We start from the raw sequence: 14,658 nt of genomic DNA on the forward strand, positions 1-14,658 counted from the left end.
CGCGCAGCCTTTTTCAAAAAACCATTGGAGAGAACCCATGTTGAAAGCCTACCGTGACCATGTGGCAGAACGAGCCGCACTGGGCATCCCCCCGCTGCCTCTGGATGCCAAGCAGGTCGCAGACCTGATCGAGCTGATCAAGAACCCACCCGCTGGTGAAGATGCATTCCTGATGGATCTGCTGACCCATCGCGTGCCGCCCGGTGTGGATGATGCAGCCAAGGTCAAGGCTTCCTTTCTGGCTGCCGTGGCTCACGGCGACCTGAAGGTGGGTCTCATCTCCAAGGCCAAGGCCACCGAGCTGCTGGGCACCATGGTGGGTGGCTACAACGTTCACCCTCTGATCGAGCTGCTGGACGATGCCGAAGTGGCTGGCGTGGCTGCCGACGCGCTGAAGAAGACATTGCTGATGTTCGACTTCTTCAACGACGTGGCCGACAAGGCCAAGGCCGGCAATGCCAAGGCCAAGGAAGTGATGCAAAGCTGGGCCGATGCCGAGTGGTTCACTTCGCGTCCCAAGGTCGAGGAAAAGATCACCGTCACCGTCTTCAAGGTGCCCGGCGAGACCAATACCGATGACCTGTCGCCCGCTCCCGACGCCTGGAGCCGTCCCGATATTCCTCTGCACTACCTGGCCATGCTCAAGAACACGCGTCCCGACGCGGCGTTCAAGCCCGAAGAAGACGGCAAGCGCGGCCCCATGCAGTTCATCGAAGACCTGAAGAAGAAGGGCCATCTGGTTGCCTACGTGGGTGACGTGGTCGGTACCGGTTCTTCGCGCAAGTCCGCCACCAACTCCATCATCTGGGGCACGGGCGTGGATATTCCATTTGTTCCCAACAAGCGCTTTGGTGGCGTGACTCTGGGCGGCAAGATCGCTCCCATCTTCTTCAACACGCAAGAAGACTCCGGCGCTCTGCCCATCGAAGTCGATGTTTCCAAGCTGGAAATGGGCGACGTGATCGACGTGCTGCCCTACGCTGGCAAGATCGTCAAGAACGGCGAAACCGTGGCTGACTTCCAGCTCAAGTCCGACGTGCTGCTGGACGAAGTGCAAGCCGGTGGCCGTATCAACCTGATCATCGGCCGTTCGCTGACCGCCAAGGCTCGCGAAGCCCTGGGTCTGCCCGCATCCACCGAATTCCGTCTGCCCCAGGCTCCTGCCGCTTCCACGGCCGGCTTCACACTGGCCCAGAAGATGGTCGGCCGCGCCTGCGGTCTGCCCGAAGGCCAGGGCGTGCGCCCCGGTACCTACTGCGAGCCTCGCATGACCACCGTGGGTTCGCAGGACACCACCGGCCCCATGACCCGCGACGAACTCAAGGATCTGGCCTGCCTGGGCTTCTCCGCCGATATGGTGATGCAGTCCTTCTGCCACACAGCGGCTTATCCCAAGCCCGTGGACGTGAAGACCCATCGCGAACTGCCCAACTTCATCAGCAACCGTGGCGGCGTGGCCCTGCGTCCTGGTGACGGCGTGATCCACAGCTGGCTCAACCGCCTGCTGCTGCCCGACACCGTGGGTACCGGTGGCGACTCGCACACCCGTTTCCCCATCGGCATCTCCTTCCCCGCAGGCTCCGGTCTGGTGGCCTTCGGCGCCGCTACCGGCGTGATGCCTCTGGACATGCCCGAATCCGTGCTGGTGCGCTTCAAGGGCGAAATGCAGCCTGGCGTGACCCTGCGCGATCTGGTGCACGCGATTCCCTTGTACGCCATCAAGCAAGGTCTGCTGACCGTGGCCAAGGCCGGCAAGATCAACGAATTCTCGGGTCGCATCCTGGAAATCGAAGGTCTGCCAGATCTGAAGGTCGAGCAAGCGTTCGAGCTGTCCGACGCTTCTGCCGAGCGCTCTGCCGCCGGTTGCACGATCAAGCTGAACCCCGAGCCGATCAAGGAATACCTGACATCGAACATCGTTCTGATGAAGAACATGATCGCTGACGGTTACGCCGACGCCAAGACGCTGCAGCGCCGTATCGAAAAGGTCGAAGCCTGGCTGGCCAAGCCAGACCTGCTGGAAGCCGACAAGAACGCTGAGTACGCTCACGTCATCGAAATCGACATGTCCGATATCAAGGAACCCATCGTTTGCTGCCCGAACGATCCTGATGATGCCAAGACTCTGTCTGACGTGGCCGGCGCCAAGATCGACGAAGCCTTCATCGGTTCCTGCATGACCAACATCGGTCACTTCCGCGCTGCAGCCAAGCTGCTGGGCGGCCAGCGCGACATCCCCGTCAAGCTGTGGGTGGCTCCTCCCACCAAGATGGACCAGGACGAGCTGATCAAGGAAGGTCACTACTCTGCCTTCGGCACTGCCGGTGCCCGTACAGAAATGCCCGGCTGCTCGCTGTGCATGGGTAACCAGGCTCAAGTGCGTGAAGGTGCGACTGTCATCTCAACTTCCACTCGTAACTTCCCCAACCGTCTGGGCAAGAACACCAACGTGTATCTGGGCTCGGCCGAACTGGCAGCCATCGCTTCGCGTCTGGGTTACCTGCCTTCCAAGGAAGAGTATCTGAAGGAAATGGGCGTGATCGATGCCGACAAGGCCTCCGTCTACCGCTACATGAACTTCAACGAAATCGCCGAGTACGCTGAAGTGGCTGCCAAGATCTAAGCGTCTAGGCACCAGAAATCGAGGCCTTCAAGGGTCTTGCTAAGAAGCCCGCAGGATGCAAGTCCTGCGGGCTTCTTTCTTGCGAGCGGTGAGACGGTCGTTGGACTTTATGCGCCGTGTGGCTTCCTCGCAGCAGATGAAGGTACCGAGCGGGCTGACATTGACCGCGGTGTGAAGGTCTTCTTTGGTGATGCCCAGGAAGGAATGCATGGGGGCGATGCCCGCGGCGCACACCATGACGTCGATCCGTGCCTCGGCGGAAAGCGAAGCCGCGATGGCCGGGCGGTCCCGGATGTCCGCAGCATGGGCGATGGCATCCCAGCCTTCGCCTTGTAGCGATGCGGCAGCTTTCCAGATCGCGTCCGGGTTCTGGTCGAGAAGTGCGACGCGAAAGCCGTCTTCGGCCAGGCCGATGCCCGAAGCGGCTCCGGTGACGAAGGCGGTTTCCTTGGCGGAGCCAGATGCTTGGCTAGGGTTCATGAGCGCTTCTTACTCAGGCGATGGGATGTGAGGCGTGGCCGCTATTGGGGCTGATACCCGCTGTCCTTGATGAGCTTGCCCCAGGTCTGTGCGTAGGTCTGCTCGCGCTGCCGCATTTGCTCGGGATTCAGGTACTGGGGGATCAGGCCGAGGCTCACCATCCGCTCGCGTACCTCGGGCCTGGCAAGCACCTTCTGCATGGCTTGCGAGAATGCCGCCGCTTCATCGGGGGGCATGCCCTGCGGCGCATAGATTGCGTAGAACGGGCTTTCCTCGAAGCCGGGGACTCCCAGTTCCGAGAAGGTAGGGGTGTCGGGTACGCCGGCATGCCGTTGCCTGCCGGACACCGCCAGAACGTTGATCTTGCCTGCCTTCTGCGATTCCAGCACATCGTTGAGCGACGAGATGCCGGCCAGAATCTGGTTGCCCATGATGTCGCCGAGCATGGGCGCAGCCCCCTTGTAGGGTACAGGGGTCAGGTCAAGGGTGTTCCTGGCGCCGATGGCGATGGTCATGAATTCAGGCAGAGAAGCTGGCGCAGGGATGCCCACGCTGCCTTTGCCTGCTTGCTTGTCGTGAACCCAGCGAATGTACTCGGCGTAGCTTTTGACGGGCGTGCCGGCGCCAGTAAAGAGCGCGGAGACATAGATGGCTACGCCAGCCACCGGCGTGAAGTCCCTGGAGGTATTGAAGCCCGGCTGCTTCATCACCAGGGGAATGATGGAGATGGTGTGGTCATTGGTGAAGAAAAGGGTGCTTCCATCCTTGGGCGCGGCCTTGAGCGCCTGCGCGGCCACCTGGCCTCCTGCGCCTGGCCGGTTCTCCACGATCACGGACCGGTGCAGTTCTTCCCTGAGCTTGTCGGCCAGATAGCGGGCCACGACATCGGTGCCGCCGCCCGGCGAGAATCCGACGAGCAGTTTGATGGGCTTCGTCCTGTTGCCTTCGCGCGCGAGCGCGATGGGGCTGGACAGGGCAAGGGTGGCGGCAAGTACGCTTGCAAGAAGCGCGCAGGCGGCACGTCGCATGCAGGTGTTGCGGGCAGGTGTCATGGTCGGGTTCCTCTGTGTGCGGTGAATTCATTCCAGATCGAAGATGCGGCCAGCATTCAGCCGCCCGGCGGGGTCAAGAGCGCGCTTGAGTGCGCGCATCAACTCGATTTCCTGGGGGCTCCGGCTGATGGCCAGGTATGGCTTCTTCGAGATGCCGATACCGTGTTCTCCCGAGACGGAGCCGCCCAGCCGCCCTGCGGATCGATGCACCAGGTCTTCGATCTCCTGTTTCATCTGCGGCTGGTCCGCGGGATAGCCGACGACCAGGTGCAGGTTTCCATCGCCGAGATGCCCATAGGTCTGCGTGCGGTGCAGGCCGTGCGCGCGCAGTTGCGAGTGGACGTCTTCGAGCCATGCAGGCATCGCGGTGATTGGCAGGCTGATGTCGAAGCCAGCAAACGGTGCCACTGCCGCCGCAGCTTCTCCAGAGGACTCCCGGATGCTCCAGAGGCGCTGGGCATCTTGCTGCGAGTGGGCGAGCACCGCATCCGAGCCAGCGGCCAACTCAAGGAATTCACCCAGTGCCTCCATGAACAATTGTTCGTCGGCTTCGGCATCCTGGCCCATGGCTTCGATGAGCACCAGATTGCCGCCAGGCTCAGCAAATGGTGTTCCTCCCACGCGCAGTTCCGTCGTCACCATGTCGTAGAAGTCGCGCCACATCGCTTCGAAACTTGTCAGGCGCGCGCCCAGCCGCCTTCTGCAGTGGTTGAGCAGCTCCACCATCTGCTCGAAGCTCTGGACGCTGACGAGGGCAGTCTGGCGAGTGGTAGGCAGAGGCTGCAGAGCGAACACCAGCCGCGTGATGACGCCCAGCGTTCCCTCGCTGCCGATGAACAGGTGCTTGAGGTCGTATCCGGCGTTGTCCTTGAGTGCCTTGCCAAGATGGCTGATGACCTGCCCATCCGCAAGCACGGCTTCCAGGCCGATGATGGATTGGCGTGCCATGCCGTAGCGCAGGACCCGGTTGCCTCCCGCATTCGTCGCGGCGATGCCTCCGACGTGGCAGGAGCCCTTGCTGCCGATGTCGATGGGAAACAGCAGGCCGCGAGCGGCCGCGGCTTCCTGGGCCTCCTGCAGCTTCACGCCAGCCTGGACGGTCATGGTCTGGCTGGCTGCATCGATTTCCTCGATGGCATTCAACCTGTCCAGCGACAGGATGATCTCTCCGGGTCGGGCCAATGCTCCATCCACGAGGCCGGTCATTCCGCCTTGCACGGCGATCGGCAGCCCCAGCGCATGCGTGGCCCGCATGGCTGCCGCAAGGTGCTCCGGCGTGCGCGGGCGCAGTACGGCAAGCGGAGCGGCGCCGCGCTTGCCACGCCAGTCGGTGCCGGCGTATGCCGGTATGGCATCTCCGATGGCCAGCAGCGACGCATCGGAGTGCGGCGCCAGCGCGGCGGCCAGGGATGTCAGTCGCTGGTCTGTTCTGGCAGTGGTTGAGGAGGCGTTGCTTGCAGATGGCATGGCGGTGTTTCCTGGTGGAGGGTGTTGTCGCGGCGCTTGCGCCAGGCGTTGGCGGGCTCAGGGGGCGATGGCCGCATAGACCACCATTTCCACGCGCATGCCTGGCGCAACCAGGCCTCGCACGGCGACGCTGGAGCGGTTGGGGTAGGGTGCTTCGAAGAATTCGCGGTAGACGCGGTCGATGGCAGGCATGTCCCGCTCATCCGTCATGTAGATCAGCACCTGGGCCACATCGCTCATCCGGCCTCCGGCCGCCGCGACGGCCCGGCGGACGTTTTCCAGCGTCAGGCGGGCCTGCTGCTCGATGGGGCCGGTGTCGAGCGTGCCGTCGCTGCGCACCGGGCCGTGCGTGGTGAACAGCAGGCCACCGGCTTTCACTGCCCAGGAGAAGGGCTGGCCGATGGAAGGCAGGCCGATATCGACTATGTGCTTCATGGTGCGGATGCCTCCAGGATGCTTGCCAGGCGCTGGTACCAGGAGGCCTGGGGTGCGCTCAAGGCGGTATGGGTGGAAAAGTGGTCCTGTCCCGCTTCGATGGAGAGCGAGCACGGAGCGCCGACCTGCGACAGCCTGTGCGCAAGCTCCTGGTTGGTGCGCTGCACACGCTCGCTGTCGTGTTCACCGTAGCTCAGGTGCATGGGCACGGTGCTGGTCGCGCTCCAGTGGACGGGGCTCATGGCCGCATCGTCGTCGGGCTTGCGCAGGACCATGGTGTAGACACGCTGCTCCAGGCTGCCGGTTTCAGGGGCCGGATGGTGCAGGTCCATGATGCCGCTGATGGGCAGGCAGGCGCGGACGACTTCGGCCGGTATGCCTGCCTTGCGGGCATCGGGCTGCCGCAGGGCGATCAGGGCTGCCAGATGGCCGCCGGCGGAGTGCCCCGCGAGGTGCAGGCGATGGGCGCAGCCGCCGAAGGACGGTGCGTTGTCGAACACATGGCGCAGCGCTGCAAGCCCATCTTCGTAGGCCGCAGGCAGCCTGTCCTGTGGCGCAAGCCGGTAGGAGGGAGCAATCAGGATGCAGCCCAGCTTCGCCACCAGCGGCGCCATGAAGCTGACGTAGCCGCGGTAGCCGTTGGTCCAGCCACCGCCATGCCAGAAGACCAGAACTGGTGCGTCCTGGGCATTTTTCGGACCGAAAACGTCGTACCGGTGCAGCGGATGCCGACCGTAGGGGACGCCAAGGCGCACGTCGAGTCCGTCGGTCGGCAGCTCTCGGGCCAGGGCCATGACCTGGCGCGCGTAGGCCTCGGCCTGGGGAAAGGGCAATGGCATCTGGTGATCGGGGTCTGCCAGCAGCCACTGTGCATCGGTCGGACGGCCGTTGCCCGCAAGGTGTTGAGCCTGCATGGATTCAATTTTCATTGGCGATACAGAAGGGGGCGAAGTGCTCGATGGAGTCGGCGAGCGCATGGGTGGGTTGCCATGCCAGCTCGCGCGCCGCAGCGGATATATCCGACGCGGCACGGCGCACGTGTGCAAAGCCGGCAAAGCCGCCTTGCGGCGCGACCCGCATGTCCACCCGCAGGGCGGGGTGGCAGCGGCGCACGCCGGCCACGAAGTCCTCGAAGCCGTGCAGCCGGCCCAGGCCGATGTGGTAGATGCCCTGCGCCGGATCTTCGGCATCCAGGGCCGCGACGTTGGCATGACCGCAGTCACGCGCGTCGATGAATTCCTCCCCTCCCTGCCAGACGAGGTAGGGGTCGTCGATGACGGAGACCTCGCCCCGGGCGGCGGGCCCGGCCAGCGATGAGAGCACGCGCGCCGGCACCGATGTGCCGGGGCCGCTCCAGGCACTGATCACTGCGGCATAACGCAGCGATACGGTATTCACGCCGTACAGGTCGCGGTACAGCAGCGCCAGATGTTCCGCCGCCACCTTGGTGGCCGCGTAGATGGAGCCCGGGCGATGGCGGATCGATTTCAGGCTGAAGTCCTCTGGCAGGCTGTCGCCTTCGAAGTCGCCGAACACGGGGTAGCCGACGGTCGTGGAGCTGGCGATGACGACCCTCTCCAGCCGGTGCAGCCGGGCGATTTCGAGTAGGTGAGCCGTGCCCATGACATTGACTTCCACGCCCTTGACCGGGTCCTGGCGGATGGCGGTGGACAGCAGGGCAGCTGTGTGGACGATACGGCGTACGCCGTGGCTTTCGACAAGCCGGGTCAGCCGGGCGAAATCCGTGACGTCGGCGACTTCGATGCGGACCCGGGGATCGTCGACGATGGTGGCGATGGCCGCGAGGGCCGGAGCCACGTCGGCCAGGAGCACGGATTCTCCGCGCTGCGCCAGCACACGGGCCGTGTGGCAGCCGATCACGCCGGCGCCTGTAACAAGTGTTGTCATGGTGTTCCTCAGTTGGCCTGGATGCCGAACTCCTTGACGATCTGCCGGTAGCGCTGGTAGTCGTTCTGCACCACCTGGCCCAGCACGGCTGCATCGCCGCCAACGGGCGCCAGGGCAATCGTCTCCATGCGCTCTCTCACATCGGGCATCTTGAGGATCGCATCGCAGTGCTGGTTGAGCAGCCTGACCAGATCCGGCGGCATGCCCTTGGGGCCCATCAGTGCCTGCCAGGCGCCGACCTCGGCGCCCGCATAGCCCAGCTCGGCGAGCGTGGGCACCTGGGGCAGGAAGGGCGAGCGCTTCGCGTCCGCGACCGCAAGCGGCACCAGCTTGCCCGCCTTGATGTACTGGGCCACCGGCCCCAGGGTGGTGTACATCATGGGCAGTTGGCCGCCCACGAGGTCTGCCACGGCGGGAACGCTGCCGCGGTAGGGAACCTGGGTGATCTTCACGCCGGTGGCCTTGTCGAACAGCTCGCCCAGGATGTGCATGGGCGAGCCGTTGCCGGGGCTGGCATACGAGGTGATCTTGCCGGCCTTCACGCTGGCAAGCAGCTCCTTCACGGAGGACACGCCCGAAGCTGCCGTGGCCACGACGAACAGCGACTGGCTACCCAACTGCGAGATGGCGGTGAGGCCGTGCACCGGGTCGGTCTGCGCGCCTGCCACGCCTTGGAACACGTGGGGCGTGATCGTGATGGTGTTCGGCGCCAGCAGCAGGGTATAGCCATCGGGGGCTGCCTTCGAGACATAGGCGGTGCCGATGGTGCCAGCCGCGCCGCTGCGGTTCTCGACGATCACCGGCTGGCCCAGACGGGCGGTCAGCTTCTCGCCGATCAGGCGCGCCAGGACATCGGTGTCGCCGCCAGCGGGATAGGCAACCACCAGGGTGATGGACTTGCGTGGGTAGCGGTCGGCCGCGTGCGATGGCGCAGTGCCGGACAGAAGGCAGATGGCGGTGGTGCATGCGGCCGCGATGAGGGCGCGCCGGCGGTGGTGGTTCATGGTGGCTGGTCCTATGGTGATTGCAATGCTTGGGAGCAGGGCCGGCCTAGAAAGCGTGCCGGATTCCGAAGTTGAAGGCGCGGGAGCCCAGGCCCTGCTCGGTGGCGTTGCCCACGCGGTAGAAGCCCGTCTTCGACGTTGCGGGTGCGTTGTTGTCTATGCGCGCGATCGAGGTGTAGAGCGTGGTGCGCTTGGACAGAAAGTGCAGGTAGCCGACGGCCCACTGGTTGGCGTCGAAATTGGAGGCGGTGCGGTCGTCCTTGCGGATGTACGAGGCCATGAATTTGCCCGAGCCATAGGGCACACTGATGCCGAGCAGCATGTCGCGTGAATCCTGGTTCAGGATGCCGAAGACGGCCGAGCCCTTGTTCACCACATAGTTGAAGTGGGCCATGGCGAAGCCGAAGTCATAGGTCGCGCCGAGAAAGGTCAGCCGGCCGGCCTTGCCGGCCGCATCATTGACGCTGTGGTAGCCCAGCTTGGCATAGGCAGGGCCTGCCACATAGCCGAGGGCCCCTCCGTATTGCCGCTTGGCGCTGGAGTCGCCGGCGACTTCGCCAAACCCATAGACAGCGTCGGCCGTCAGGCCGCTGGATGCCTTGTAGGTATAGCGCAGCGTATTGTCCATGCGGTTGTTGCCGCCCGCGCCGCCTGCGCTGATGAGGTTGGCGGAGTCGCCCGCCAGACCCGTGACGAATGGGTCGGTCTCGGTCTGGATCAACGCCACGGGCGTGTACTGGCGACCCAGCGTGATGGAGCCGAAGTTGCCATGGATGCCGACTGTGGCTTGGCGGCCGAATGCCAGGCCGCCCTGGGCCAAGCCGCCTGTATCGGCGAGCAGGCCCATTTCAAGCGCGTAGAACGCCGACAGCCCGCCGCCCAGGTCTTCATTGCCTCTGAAACCCAGCCGGGAGCCCGAGGGCGACGCCGCTGGTCAGCCTGCTGGCGCTGGTGCCATTCGGGCCGCCGCTCTCGCGGACAAAGCCGAGATCGACGACTCCGTAAACCGTGGAGCTGCTTTGAGCCATACTGGGCGCGCTGGGAATCAAGGCTAGGCCGGCGGTGAGCGACGCCATGAATACGTGCGACAGCAGTGGGAACATCTTGTTCTGCTGTGTCTTGGATGGGGCTGGATAATGGAGATTCATATTTCATGAAATATTTTTAATTTCATGAAATTTAAGGTGTTTAATGAAATCTAATATAAGGACAAGCTCTCGTACATCTATGCAGGAAAATGCAGTAGCAGATGAAAAAAGCGACGCCGGCTCAAGGACGGAGCGCGCCTACCAGCGCCTGAGAACGGAGATTCTTCGCGGGGAGTTGGCACCTGGGCAGCGCCTGAGGGCTGCAGACCTAGATGAGCGGTTTGGCCTGGGGCTGACGCCTATCCGCGAGGCGCTCGTGCGTCTGGGTACTGAAGGGCTGGTGCTGGCGGAGTCAAACCGCGGTGCCCGGGTGCGGGGGATTTCATCGCAGGAGTTCGCAGACCTGATGAAGACCCGCCGCGACATCGAGCGCCTGTGCCTGGTCGAGTCCATTCGACGTGGCGATGCCCGATGGGAGGCCGAGGTGATAGCGTCGCTCCACATGTTGGCGCATGTGCCGCTGCCTGATCTCGGTGGCTCCGCAGCGATGTCTTCCGAGTGGGAGTCGCAGCACCGGCGCTTTCATGAGGCGCTGGTGGGCGCCTGCGGCTCCGAATGGCTGCTGCAGTTTTGGAACCAACTGGTCGATCACTCGGAGCGCTATCGCAAGATACGACTACATGGGCCGTTGGTTGCGCGCAATGTCCAGGCCGAGCACCAGGCCTTGCTCGATGCGGCATTGCGCCGCGATGCAGACGCTCTAGTCGCATTGATGGAGCAGCACTTGCTTGGTACCGAGCAGGCGGTCAATACCGCTATGGGGTGGTAGTTGTGAGACCGGCATCGTTCGCCGTGTGTGGCAGGTCAGTGAGAATGGGTGTGCATGCCATAGCGAAGCTGATGCCTATCTCTGCGGAACTTCGAACAGATTGAGGAGTTCGTGGAAGTGGTCAAGGGGGCCATCTACGCTGGCAGGGCTCTGTAAGCTTCAGGATGCTGAAGCTTGGCGCAGCCGCTGCAGCGCCGCCTGGGTCTCGGCATCTGCCGGGAAGAAGGATTCGACGGCCAGCTCCTGCAGCGTCACGTCCACGGGCGTGCCGAAGATGGTGATGGTGCTGATGAAGCTCAGTGTGCCCAGATGGGTGTGCAATTCAAAGGGCACGGCGATGGGGCTGGGCAGAGGCGAGTCCTTGTCCTCGGCGAACGGATAGGCTGCGATTTCGTCATGAAGCGCCTGCAGCTCGTTGTCTGCCGTGGCGGCGATCTGCTGCTGCAGGCGGTGCAGCAAATGGGCACGCCACTGCGCGGAGTTGGCCAGGCGTGGGCCCAGTCCCTCGGGGTGTAGGCTCAGGCGCAGCACATTCACGGGTGGCTCCAGCAGCCAGGGCGCCACACCGTCCAGCAGCAGCGGCACGATGGCATTGGCCGCCACCAGGTTCCAGTGTCTATCCACGGCCAGGGCCGGGCTGGGCTCGTGGCCCTTGAGCACCAGCTCTACTGCCTGGCGCGCGGCGGCCAGATCGGGGTGGTCCAGGGGACGGGCCTGGTACATGGGGGCAAAGCCCGCAGCCACCAGCAATGCATTGCGCTCGCGCAGCGGCACCGACAGGCGCTCGGCCAGCCGCAGCACCATCTCGCGGCTGGGCTGTGCACGGCCTGTTTCCACATAGCTCAGGTGACGCGTCGAGATCTCGGCCTCCAGTGCCAGCCCCTGCTGGCTCAGCCGGCGATGCTGGCGCCAATGGCGCAGGTGCTCGCCGAACGGCGCGCGTGCGCCGGGCGGCATATGAGCGGCATGAAAAGAAGAGGGGGCGGTGCTGGAGTTCATGCCCGCATCGTAGTGGCAGGCCGGGCAGCAGGCCATGACCTGCAAGGTTATCGACGCTGTGCGAGCGGATGGCAATCATGGACCCCAGCAGCCGGCACAGGGCCGGCCGCAAGACCTTCGTCATAGAACAGGAGTTTTCCATGTCCATTTTTGCTTCTCCCCGGTTTCTGCGTCTTGTGATGTGGGCCGATGCGACCTCCTGCGCCGCCACGGGCGCACTGCAACTGGCCCTGCAGCGGCCGCTGGCCGATCTGACGGGTCTGCCGCCTTTCCTGCTGACGGCAACAGGTCTTTTCTTGCTGGCCTATGCATCGGCCGCCGCCTGGATGGCGCGTCGCGAGCCCCTGCCGCGCACGCTGATCGGTCTCGTGGCGGTTGGCAATCTGGGCTGGGCGCTGGGCTGCGCGGTCCTGGTGTTTGGCTCCGGGCTGGCGCTCAGTGCCTGGGGTCTGGCCTGGGTGGCGGCACAGGCCGTGGTGGTGCTGGTCCTGGCCGATCTGCAGTGGGCAGGGCTGCGTGCCACGCGCCATGCGGCCCGGCAGGAGGCTCAGCTCGCGCTTTGAGTGCAAAAAATGATAGCGGCTAGCGCCTGTCATTCATTGAAAGCAGGCTGATTCACTGCTGACAATATGGATTGGCAGGCGCTACAAGCTATGCTTTTTGTTATATCCGCCATGCGCCGGGGCGGATAAGCGGGCCGGGGGAGGCAGAGATAATTCCGTACCGCTTAAAATTCACGGTTGCGCCGCGCTGGCGCACTCTTCGCAACCATGGGTTCCCTCGCCCCCATCGACCAAAAAGGACTGTCATGACATCCGCTCATGCCGTGCAGACGCAAGCGTCGCGCGTGCCGTTTTACCTCTCCGTTCTCGTGGCGTTCCATATCGCCCTGGTCATCGCCAGCAACTACCTGGTGCAACTGCCCATCACGCTGCTGGGCTTTCACAGCACCTGGGGCGCCTTCAGCTTTCCGTTCATCTTTCTGGCCACCGATCTGACCGTGCGCCTGATCGGCAAGACCGCGGCGCGACGCGTCATCATGCGTGCCATGCTGCCCGCGCTCGTGGTGTCCTATGTGGTGGGCGTGCTGTTCCATGAGGGCCGCTTCAATGGCTGGGAAGCACTGCAAAGCTTCAACGGCTTTGTGTTCCGCATTGCACTGGCCAGTTTTGCCGCCTATGTGCTGGGCCAATTGCTGGACATTCAGGTCTTCGACCGCATCCGCCAGAAAAGCCATTCCTGGTGGCTGGCTCCGGCGGCTGCGTCGGTGTTCGGCCAGGTGCTGGACACGGCAGCCTTTTTCTCGATCGCCTTCTGGCATAGCTCCGATGCCTTCATGGCGGCCAACTGGGTGGAAATCGCCATGGTCGACTATGTCATCAAGCTGGGTGTGAGTCTGCTGCTGTTTGTTCCCGCCTATGGCGTGGTGCTGGCGGCCATTGTGCGCAGCATGAAGGTGCAGGTCGCGCCTGCAGCGGCGATGCGCTGAGGATGCGGCGTGCAGGGCAGGCCCGGGTGCAGGGGCCTGTTCGACATGTGCATCGGCATTGCCATGTCCTGCTGGCAGCTGCAGCTTGTGCCTGGTTGGAGACGAAGAGCGGCAGTCCCGGATGACATCCGGTGATGGCCGAGTCGCCCGGGGGCTTTGACTTGTCGTTTGTCAACGAGTCAATGGGATGCCACAAGGGCGTGAATTTTGGTAGAGCCTCGTTCCAGAAGATGGGTTTGGACGAGCCTTGCAAGATCGACAATCCGTCAGAAGGCCGCTTTGCCGCCACTGGTGATGACTATGGTTTCCGAACTCGTCCCAAGTCCATGAAAAAGGCCGTCTATCAAGGACGGCCTCGGTATTTTTCCGCGCTGCGTTGCAGGGGCTCAGGTCTGGCTTTGCAGATAGTTTTGCAGTCCGACCTTGTCGATCAGTCCCAGCTGCTTTTCCAGCCAGTAGGCGTGGTCTTCCTCGGTATCGTGCAACTGGGCCAGCAGGATGCCGCGGCTTACATAGTCGCGGTGCTGCTCGCACAGCGCCACGCCTTGCTGCAGGCCGGCACGGACTTCGTATTCGGTGTCCAGGTCCTTGCGCAACATCTCGGGCACGGTCTCACCGGGCGTGAATTCCTTGGGGCGCATGTCGGGGCGGCCGCCCAGCATCAGAATGCGGCGCAGCAGTGCGTCGGCGTGCTGGGTTTCTTCCTGCATCTCGTGGTCCAGGCGCGTGAAGAGCTTGGCGAACCCCTGGTCTTCATAGATGCGCGAGTGGGCGAAATACTGGTCGCGCGCCGCGAGCTCGCCGCGAAGCAGGTCCTTGAGGTAGTCGACGACTTCGGGATGGCCTTGCATAGTTGTTGTTCTCGGTGAGTTTTCGAAGCCTGAAGTATCCCGCGACTGGCTTCGGGAATCAAAGGCAGCTATCAATTCCCGAGCGCACGCGCTCTGGATGCGGGCTGTAAGCAGATGCATTCGCATTGCTTGGTGCGTATCGAGGCTGATCGGGTTCGTTCGATTCCTCGCAAGGGATGGTGATAACACCCAGCACTTTTGGTCAGCATGGACCGATCAACGGTAAAGCAGGGACAGCACTTGGCGCACTTGGCAAGCCTCCGCAGAGGCTAGCCCTGCCCACAGGGCAGGATGCAGGGCCGCACGAGTTGGAACTGGCTGCGATGATGCCTCGAAAATCGAGTGCCCAGCTCGCCTTCCTCAATCGCCTGGGGTTCTCGGATCGTACAGTCAGGCCGAGACTGCTTCATTACAAGGGAAACGCTCGGCCCAC

General features: G+C 63.5%; 14 protein-coding genes. 4 read left to right on the plus strand and 10 right to left on the minus strand.

Annotated features, from left to right (window positions below; translation table 11 throughout):
• The first annotated feature begins 37 nt into the window (after positions 1-37).
• A complete protein-coding gene (acnB, locus tag Cth01_RS21840) occupies positions 38-2,623 on the plus strand; it encodes a bifunctional aconitate hydratase 2/2-methylisocitrate dehydratase (RefSeq protein ID WP_003063559.1) in 2,586 nt (861 codons plus the stop codon).
• A gap of 39 nt (positions 2,624-2,662) precedes the next feature.
• On the opposite strand, the gene Cth01_RS21845 is transcribed toward acnB, so the two are convergent.
• The 8 genes from Cth01_RS21845 to Cth01_RS21880 are packed head-to-tail and all read right to left on the minus strand — an operon-like array spanning position 2,663 to position 9,876.
• Positions 2,663-3,103, minus strand: a complete 441-nt coding sequence (locus Cth01_RS21845; RefSeq protein WP_052703431.1) for an SDR family NAD(P)-dependent oxidoreductase — start codon at positions 3,101-3,103, stop codon at positions 2,663-2,665.
• A gap of 41 nt (positions 3,104-3,144) precedes the next feature.
• Complete coding sequence (locus Cth01_RS21850) at positions 3,145-4,155, minus strand: Bug family tripartite tricarboxylate transporter substrate binding protein (protein WP_082085700.1); 1,011 nt, start codon at positions 4,153-4,155, stop codon at positions 3,145-3,147.
• A 27-nt stretch (positions 4,156-4,182) separates the two neighbouring features.
• Entirely contained in the window at positions 4,183-5,622 is a 1,440-nt protein-coding gene (locus Cth01_RS21855) for an FAD-binding oxidoreductase (protein WP_045840400.1), read from the minus strand.
• A 57-nt stretch (positions 5,623-5,679) separates the two neighbouring features.
• Complete coding sequence (locus Cth01_RS21860; RefSeq protein ID WP_012839249.1) at positions 5,680-6,057, minus strand: RidA family protein; 378 nt, start codon at positions 6,055-6,057, stop codon at positions 5,680-5,682.
• Positions 6,054-6,971 (minus strand): alpha/beta hydrolase, encoded by a 918-nt coding sequence (locus Cth01_RS21865; RefSeq protein ID WP_052703433.1) that lies wholly within the window; start codon positions 6,969-6,971, stop codon positions 6,054-6,056. The genes Cth01_RS21860 and Cth01_RS21865 overlap by 4 nt, the downstream gene beginning before the upstream one ends.
• A 4-nt stretch (positions 6,972-6,975) precedes the next feature.
• The gene (locus Cth01_RS21870; RefSeq protein ID WP_045840401.1) at positions 6,976-7,965 is read right to left on the minus strand and encodes an NAD-dependent epimerase/dehydratase family protein; all 990 of its coding nucleotides are present in this window, start codon (positions 7,963-7,965) and stop codon (positions 6,976-6,978) included.
• Between the two features lie 8 nt (positions 7,966-7,973).
• Positions 7,974-8,969, minus strand: a complete 996-nt coding sequence (locus Cth01_RS21875; protein WP_045840402.1) for a Bug family tripartite tricarboxylate transporter substrate binding protein — start codon at positions 8,967-8,969, stop codon at positions 7,974-7,976.
• Between the two features lie 46 nt (positions 8,970-9,015).
• A complete protein-coding gene (locus Cth01_RS21880; protein ID WP_346190155.1) occupies positions 9,016-9,876 on the minus strand; it encodes a porin in 861 nt (286 codons plus the stop codon).
• A 320-nt stretch (positions 9,877-10,196) separates the two neighbouring features.
• Here Cth01_RS21880 and Cth01_RS21885 point away from each other — a divergent pair, with 320 nt between their 5' ends.
• Positions 10,197-10,886 carry a GntR family transcriptional regulator gene (locus tag Cth01_RS21885; protein WP_034392247.1) on the plus strand — a complete coding sequence of 230 codons (690 nt, stop codon included), beginning with the start codon at positions 10,197-10,199 and terminating at the stop codon, positions 10,884-10,886.
• A gap of 159 nt (positions 10,887-11,045) precedes the next feature.
• Here the strand turns inward: Cth01_RS21885 and Cth01_RS21890 are convergent, their stop codons facing one another.
• Positions 11,046-11,885, minus strand: a complete 840-nt coding sequence (locus tag Cth01_RS21890; protein ID WP_045840409.1) for a helix-turn-helix domain-containing protein — start codon at positions 11,883-11,885, stop codon at positions 11,046-11,048.
• 140 nt (positions 11,886-12,025) lie between these two features.
• Here Cth01_RS21890 and Cth01_RS21895 point away from each other — a divergent pair, with 140 nt between their 5' ends.
• Complete coding sequence (locus tag Cth01_RS21895) at positions 12,026-12,448, plus strand: hypothetical protein (RefSeq protein ID WP_045840410.1); 423 nt, start codon at positions 12,026-12,028, stop codon at positions 12,446-12,448.
• A 245-nt stretch (positions 12,449-12,693) separates the two neighbouring features.
• Complete coding sequence (locus tag Cth01_RS21900; protein WP_034380684.1) at positions 12,694-13,374, plus strand: 7-cyano-7-deazaguanine/7-aminomethyl-7-deazaguanine transporter; 681 nt, start codon at positions 12,694-12,696, stop codon at positions 13,372-13,374.
• 386 nt (positions 13,375-13,760) lie between these two features.
• Here Cth01_RS21900 and bfr read toward each other — a convergent pair whose 3' ends face one another.
• Positions 13,761-14,225 (minus strand): bacterioferritin, encoded by a 465-nt coding sequence (bfr, locus tag Cth01_RS21905; protein WP_045840403.1) that lies wholly within the window; start codon positions 14,223-14,225, stop codon positions 13,761-13,763.
• Positions 14,226-14,658 lie beyond the last annotated feature (433 nt).

It is taken from the genome of Comamonas thiooxydans (assembly GCF_000964545.1).
In the GTDB taxonomy this organism is placed as follows: domain Bacteria; phylum Pseudomonadota; class Gammaproteobacteria; order Burkholderiales; family Burkholderiaceae_C; genus Comamonas; species Comamonas thiooxydans.

Coding starts and splice junctions, on each gene's coding strand:
- acnB (WP_003063559.1), top strand. CDS start 38: ATGTTGAAAGCCTACCGTGACCATGTGGCAGAACGAGCCGCACTGGGC.
- Cth01_RS21845 (WP_052703431.1), bottom strand. CDS start 3,103: ATGAACCCTAGCCAAGCATCTGGCTCCGCCAAGGAAACCGCCTTCGTC.
- Cth01_RS21850 (WP_082085700.1), bottom strand. CDS start 4,155: ATGACACCTGCCCGCAACACCTGCATGCGACGTGCCGCCTGCGCGCTT.
- Cth01_RS21855 (WP_045840400.1), bottom strand. CDS start 5,622: ATGCCATCTGCAAGCAACGCCTCCTCAACCACTGCCAGAACAGACCAG.
- Cth01_RS21860 (WP_012839249.1), bottom strand. CDS start 6,057: ATGAAGCACATAGTCGATATCGGCCTGCCTTCCATCGGCCAGCCCTTC.
- Cth01_RS21865 (WP_052703433.1), bottom strand. CDS start 6,971: ATGCAGGCTCAACACCTTGCGGGCAACGGCCGTCCGACCGATGCACAG.
- Cth01_RS21870 (WP_045840401.1), bottom strand. CDS start 7,965: ATGACAACACTTGTTACAGGCGCCGGCGTGATCGGCTGCCACACGGCC.
- Cth01_RS21875 (WP_045840402.1), bottom strand. CDS start 8,969: ATGAACCACCACCGCCGGCGCGCCCTCATCGCGGCCGCATGCACCACC.
- Cth01_RS21885 (WP_034392247.1), top strand. CDS start 10,197: ATGCAGGAAAATGCAGTAGCAGATGAAAAAAGCGACGCCGGCTCAAGG.
- Cth01_RS21890 (WP_045840409.1), bottom strand. CDS start 11,885: ATGAACTCCAGCACCGCCCCCTCTTCTTTTCATGCCGCTCATATGCCG.
- Cth01_RS21895 (WP_045840410.1), top strand. CDS start 12,026: ATGTCCATTTTTGCTTCTCCCCGGTTTCTGCGTCTTGTGATGTGGGCC.
- Cth01_RS21900 (WP_034380684.1), top strand. CDS start 12,694: ATGACATCCGCTCATGCCGTGCAGACGCAAGCGTCGCGCGTGCCGTTT.
- bfr (WP_045840403.1), bottom strand. CDS start 14,225: ATGCAAGGCCATCCCGAAGTCGTCGACTACCTCAAGGACCTGCTTCGC.